5 protein-coding genes and 1 rRNA gene are annotated in these 4,298 nt (G+C 44.2%); 3 read left to right on the top strand and 3 right to left on the bottom strand.

Annotated elements, in window-relative coordinates; all coding sequences use genetic code 11:
* Both rrf and Q0C19_RS11110 read left to right on the top strand, forming a co-directional pair.
* Positions 1-102 (top strand): 5S ribosomal RNA (rrf, locus tag Q0C19_RS11105); the annotation flags it as partial.
* Between the two features lie 134 nt (positions 103-236).
* The gene (locus tag Q0C19_RS11110) at positions 237-479 is read left to right on the top strand and encodes a helix-hairpin-helix domain-containing protein (protein WP_295055993.1); all 243 of its coding nucleotides are present in this window, start codon (positions 237-239) and stop codon (positions 477-479) included.
* Here the strand turns inward: Q0C19_RS11110 and Q0C19_RS11115 are convergent.
* From Q0C19_RS11115 to bioD, 3 genes are read right to left on the bottom strand one after another with little or no spacing between them, the layout of a single operon-like run.
* Positions 476-1,411: an aminodeoxychorismate synthase component I gene (locus Q0C19_RS11115; RefSeq protein WP_295055995.1), complete on the bottom strand. Its 936-nt coding sequence runs from the start codon at positions 1,409-1,411 to the stop codon at positions 476-478. The two genes, Q0C19_RS11110 and Q0C19_RS11115, sit on opposite strands and share 4 nt — an antisense overlap.
* A complete protein-coding gene (locus Q0C19_RS11120; protein WP_295055997.1) occupies positions 1,411-2,280 on the bottom strand; it encodes an aspartate carbamoyltransferase catalytic subunit in 870 nt (289 codons plus the stop codon). The genes Q0C19_RS11115 and Q0C19_RS11120 overlap by 1 nt, the downstream gene beginning before the upstream one ends.
* The gene (bioD, locus tag Q0C19_RS11125; protein WP_295055999.1) at positions 2,277-2,948 is read right to left on the bottom strand and encodes a dethiobiotin synthase; all 672 of its coding nucleotides are present in this window, start codon (positions 2,946-2,948) and stop codon (positions 2,277-2,279) included. Before bioD ends, Q0C19_RS11120 begins: the two co-directional genes overlap by 4 nt.
* Before the next feature lie 47 nt (positions 2,949-2,995).
* Here bioD and Q0C19_RS11130 point away from each other — a divergent pair, with 47 nt between their 5' ends.
* On the top strand, positions 2,996-4,237 hold the full coding sequence (locus Q0C19_RS11130) for an aminotransferase class I/II-fold pyridoxal phosphate-dependent enzyme (RefSeq protein ID WP_295056001.1): 1,242 nt from the start codon (positions 2,996-2,998) through the stop codon (positions 4,235-4,237).
* The last annotated feature ends 61 nt before the right edge of the window (positions 4,238-4,298 follow it).

The raw sequence follows: 4,298 nt of genomic DNA on the forward strand, positions 1-4,298 counted from the left end.
AGAGGGGGAAACGCCCGGTCCCATTCCGAACCCGGAAGCTAAGACCCTCATCGCTCATAATACTGCATCTTTCAGGTGTGGAAACGTAGGTCGCCGCCTGGCCTCAGATTTCTTCTTCTTCTTTAATACAACCCTCATTTTTTAATCAATCTTCCTTAACCCTATTTATTTTCACAAAAATTGACAAATACATTTCTACACGCTAAAATCTAGTACTTTATTTTTAGAGGTTAGATATGGTTAGAATACTCACAATATTGTTTTTTCTATTTTCTCTTGCATTGAGCGCTATCAATATTAACAGAGCCAGTTCTGCACAATTGCAGTCTCTGAACGGAATCGGACCGACAAAAGCGCAAGAAATACTTAAATATCGCAAAACGCACGGCAGTTTTAATACGGTCGATGAGTTGGTAAACGTAAAAGGTATCGGGCCTAAAACGTTGATTAAATTGAAGCCCCACGTGAGTGTTCGTTAAGGGATATAGATTTTATCGATCATTTCTTGGTACTCGCTGCAGGGGTTGCTGTCTGCTGTGATACCGCCACCGCTTTTATAAATAAAATTTCCCTCATTATTTTCAATGAATCGGATAGCTACGGCACTGTAAAGATTTAACCCGTCAAAGTGACCGAACACCCCCGTAAAATAGCCTCGATCATATTCTTCTATCTCTTTAATAATATCAACGGTTTTTCGTTTTGGTGTTCCGCTGATACTTCCTGCGGGCAAGAGTGCGGATATCAGACTTCCGGCATTCTTTCGCCAATTTTCATCCACTGTACCGCAGATATGTGAACTTACTTGATGAAGCTTTTTGCTTCCGGCATTAATAGTGGTTATGTAACGAAACTTTTCAACACGTATCTCTTTGGCTACGATCCCCAAATCATTGCGAAGCAGATCAACGATCATAGTATGTTCGGCAAACTCTTTTGGATCATTCAGTATGGTCTCAATAGCATTGGGAACCGATGCATCAATGGTCCCTTTCATCGGGTACGTGTGTATCGTATTTCCTTCTATTGTGATAAACGGCTCAGGAGAGAAGCAGACGAATCTATCTTTGATACGAAGTTTATACGGAGCATGTGCCATTGCATAGATCTCTGTGAGCGTGTAATCAGATGTAAGCGGTGTAGGTTGGGTCAAATTCAGCAGATAGGTGTTGCCGTTTCGGATATGCTCTTGAACCTCTTCAAATTTTTGCCGGTAGTGCTCTAGCGGGATAGGGAAGAAGAGTGGTTTATGCGGATTATTGTTCTGATCCGGCAGACTGTTAAACGAAAACTCTATATCGTGTAAAGAGAGCTCATCTACTCTGTAGCAATGGAAGTGCTCGCCGGTGAAATCGGTATAAAAAAGAGAGGGAACTCCGGATGCGACGAGTTCACTGAAGTGTTCAACCATTAAGCAATAAGGGCTTTGAGAACCGCCATGCGGATCGCTACACCGTTACGTACCTGTTCTAGAACTTTACATCGAGGGTCTTTAAGCATCATGTCGTCGATATCGATATTACGATGCACGGGACCCGGATGGAGAAGGATTAAATCGCGTTTACCGATAAGCTCTTGGGTAATGCAAAAATCGCTGGCGTAGTCTTTGAGTGAACCGTAAGTTTGATGGGAATGGCGTTCCGTTTGGGTACGCAGGGACATAATCGCATCGACATTATCGATGACATCATGGAGATTATGGGTCGTTTTGAGATTGGTATCGGGGAGAAAATGAGGTGGTGCAATCAGGGTAATATCCATCCCGAAACGGGTAAGCAGTTCAATATTACTGTTGGCAACACGGGAGTTTTTGATATCGCCGACGATGGCTATTTTTTTCCCTTTTATATCTCCGAAGTGACGGCGGAGGGTGAAAAGATCCAGCAATGCTTGGGTAGGATGGGCATGAGCGCCGTCTCCTGCATTGATAATTGAGGCGTTGGTATGTTCTGCAAGGATATTCGGAACTCCGGCATGGGAATGGCGCACGATCATCGCGTGAGGCCCCATAGCGTCAAGATTGGCCGCCGTATCAACGAGACTTTCCCCTTTTTGGGTAGAGCTTTTTTGAACATCGAGATGAACGACCTCCGCACCGAGACGCTTAGCGGCAATTTCAAAAGAACTTTTGGTGCGGGTCGAATTTTCGAAAAAGAGGGTAATAATAATTTTCTCTTTGAGAATAGGGTCAAACTGCCCTTGGAGATAATGGTCTGCATCGTGTAAAACCTGAAGAATTTGTTCGGTTGTAAAATCATCTGTGCGTATCAGGTGTTTCATGCTCTCTCCTCGTTTAGTAGTGAAATTGTATCTAAAAGTGCTTTGGCTATGGCATCGATCTCTTTATCGATTCGGTAGATGGTTTGAAACCGATGGTTTAGGTAAGGTAGCGATGTGGTTTCGAATGTTGTATCGGTATCACGACAGTTTAAGCCCCATATAAAGGGGATTTCAGCATTTTCAAGTGCTTTGATACTGAGTAGCGTATCGTTGATACAGCCGAGATTGCAGTGGGTTACGAGGAGGGTTACGGCATTAAAGTATCGGGGAAGATCGATCATCATGGTTTGTTCGTCAATCGGAACCATTAGTCCGCCGGCCCCTTCGATAATGACAATATCGCACAGCGTTTCGATTTTGGCTAACGCTGTGCTAAACAATGCCAAATCGATCTGCTTTCCTTCATTGGCTACATACGGGGCCGCGGGAAGAGGCAATTGAAGAGTAACGATATCGTCCAATGACAATATTGAAAGCTCCGGGTTAAAGGACAAAGCACTCTGATAAAGCTCATTCCCGTCATTCGGTATGGCTATGACACCGGTTTCAACCGGTTTGTATACTCCGACGCGGTAACCTAGTCGCGAAAACGCTTCTATCAGCCGTTTGGAGGTATACGTCTTGCCGATATTGGTGTTGGTCGCAGTTACGAAAATTCGTTTAGACAAGGAGAGAGCCTTTTAGGTTATAATTGTCTAATTTTAATATAGGTTTGATGATGAATCGCTTTGAAGAGTTTATTACCCGTATCGTTCAACAAGTTGGGAAAAAAGAGGGGGCGATCAGCCCGATAATGGTTAACTCCGCATCATTCGGCTATGGCAACAGTGAGACAGGGGAGGGGATATTCGAAGGGTCTGTAAAAAAACCGCTTTATGCCCGTGTTGGAAATCCGACTTCGGCTCATCTTGAGCAGATTTTGGCTTCCATGGACGGAGGAATCGGTGCAGTTGCCGCTTCGTCGGGAATGGGGGCCATCGCGATGGCAACGCTCAGCCTCTTACGTGCCGGAGATGAGATTATCAGCATCGGCGGATTATTCGGCGGAACCTATTCGTATTTTTCCGAAACATTGAGTCGCTTTGGGATTACCACCCATTTCTTTGATGTGGATGCATTAGATGCCATTGAAGAAGCGATTAATACCGCGACGAAAATACTCTTTTTAGAGAGTGTCGGCAATCCGAATATGCGGCTTCCGGATATTAAAAAAATAGCGGATATTGCAAAAGCTCACGGGGTGGTATTGATGGTGGATAATACGATTACGCCGCTCAGTGTCGTACCGATAGCATTAGGGGCAGATATCGTTGTTTATTCCACGACCAAAATAATTACCGGAAATGCATCATCTCTGGGTGGTGCTGTTATTTTCCGCGCTATTTCTGAGGGTGAGGATAAATTGAAAGGTGACCGATATCGTGATATTCATCCGTTCATCAATAAGATGGGAGCAACGGCACTGATAGCGAATGCGAAAAAACGGGCATTGCGCGATTTCGGGATGTCGGCCAACGGATTCGGAAGCTATTTGACGATGTTGGGATTGGAGACATTGCCGCTACGGATGGACCGGATTGTTACAACGGTGGAGACGGTAGCCAAAGGGTTATCCGAGAGAGGATTTGACGTGTCTCATCCTTGTTTACCGCATCATCCGCATCATGAACGCTATTTGAATCAATTTTCCAATGGATGCGGAACGATTTTTACGATTGATTTAGGGACCAAAGAGAGAGCTTTTGAATTTCTCAATCATTCTAAATTGATTACGATTACGGCAAATATCGGTGACAGCCGTACTTTGGGGCTTCATATGGCTTCAACAATTTACCGTGATTTTGATGAGGAGACTAAAGAGTTTTTGGGAATTACCCCCGGACTTATCCGTATTTCAATCGGCTTGGAAAGTGCTGAAGCGATTCTCGATGATTTCACTAACGCGGCAAAAATTTAAAAAGATTCGGTATAGTTAAATTATGGCGACAAAACATGAGCATTCAACACAGTTAGAGAGT

The organism is Sulfuricurvum sp. (genome assembly GCF_023250475.1).
Lineage (GTDB): Bacteria > Campylobacterota > Campylobacteria > Campylobacterales > Sulfurimonadaceae > Sulfuricurvum.